This is a genomic window from Pseudomonas sp. Q12-87 (assembly GCF_001269755.1).
GTDB lineage: Bacteria > Pseudomonadota > Gammaproteobacteria > Pseudomonadales > Pseudomonadaceae > Aquipseudomonas > Aquipseudomonas fluorescens_S.
In genome coordinates, this window is the sequence record NZ_LHVI01000015.1 from 1 (window position 1) to 1,549 (window position 1,549).

Here is a 1,549-nt window from a genome sequence, read left to right on the forward strand (position 1 = left end):
GTTCTGCTAAAGCGCTGGTGGCGGTGTGAAAATCAGTTTCAAGACTCTGTCTTATCGGTACTAGGCTGTCTGGGTATTCCCTTAATAGGTCGTCGATGAGTTCGTCATACTCGCGTGCCTTTATTGTGCGCGCGCCTGAGCCGCTAGAGCTTTTTGATTGTTGACCATTTCGAGGCGCAAAGGAGCTTCGGGCTGGACCTTCTGCAGGGAATTTTTTTAATCTCTCCGGGGGCTTATTAGGAATGCCAAATATTGTTTCGGGTGTTGAGTGATTATTGGCTATCAATTTTACTGATTGGTTGGTTTCGGTTTTGGAGGTGTGGGTAACAATGGGAGGAGTTCTAGTCCTTGCGGGTCTTTGTATCGGCAAACTAGCTATTTCGGCTAATGCGTTACGCCTTTGTATCAGGTGATAAGCAATATTCCCACTCGGATCATACCGATTAACCGGATCATTCCCACAATAAGCATACGCATTAATCCCCCCATCCCCAAAAGGACTCAACTCATCCGGACTGTTGAACCGCATCAACACCGGATTGAAAGCCCGGTTACCCTGTCCCAACAAATAATGCCCAGTTATCGATTCAGGCCGCTCCCCGTTGAAGCCGAGCAGACAACTCAAACCGCTTTCCCCTGTGCGATAACCGTAGGCGGTATAGGCCATCTGTCGCGAGTCTGCATCCGCCACTGTCCTGAGCAACGAACGTTGTTGATCCGTTGCCAACAGCGTCGTCTCGGCGGCGGCGGCGGCGGCGGTGCCTGATCGTTGCGCCAGCGGCTGGGGGCCGTGACGCATGATTGTCAGCTGCGATTGATCCTCTATCTCGTTAACCAACTCGTCTTCTTGATAGAAACGTTGTGTACCTGGGTTCTCCAAAGGCTTCAAGCCTACGAGGCGATCCAGTGGGTCATATTGATAGCGGCACAGGATTTTCATTGGCGGCGCTGACATGGGCTGGGTTCTGTTTGGTGAACTGGGCTGTGTCAGACTCGGATATTTTTGGGAGCTCGTCTACTAGCAGAACTGTTAGTTCGGAGGGCTATGGGCGGGCTCGGTAGCTGATTCAGGTGAAGAGCAGATACTCTCGCTCTATTTCTTGTTCTTGCGAATTGCCTCGACGGCCCGTTTGTTGTCTTCAAGGAACTGCAGTTTGCCGCCCTGTCGAGCAACTGTAACTCTAGAGTATGCACGGTCACGTTCCATCTGCATGGCTCTAGTAGCTCTAGTGGCTCTAGTGGCTCTAGGGGCTTTGTTGGCTTGAAGTTCTGCTAAAGCGCTGGTGGCGGTGTGAAAATCAGTTTCAAGACTCTGTCTTATCGGTACTAGGCTGTCTGGGTATTCCCTTAATAGGTCGTCGATGAGTTCGTCATACTCGCGTGCCTTTATTGTGCGCGCGCCTGAGCCGCTAGAGCTTTTTGATTGTTGACCATTTCGAGGCGCAAAGGAGCTTCGGGCTGGACCTTCTGCAGGGAATTTTTTTAATCTCTCCGGGGGCTTATTAGGAATGCCAAATATTGTTTCGGGTGTTGAGTGATTATTGGCTAT

General features: G+C 50.9%; 2 protein-coding genes. Both read right to left on the bottom strand.

Annotated elements, in window-relative coordinates:
- Nucleotides 1–955, bottom strand: a 955-nt coding sequence (locus AD663_RS28900) for an RHS repeat-associated core domain-containing protein (protein ID WP_157062713.1), incomplete at its 3' end; no start/stop codon positions are given.
- Between the two features lie 138 nt (nucleotides 956–1,093).
- Nucleotides 1,094–1,549: hypothetical protein (locus tag AD663_RS29185; RefSeq protein ID WP_218187219.1), on the bottom strand; the 456-nt coding region annotated here is incomplete at its 5' end.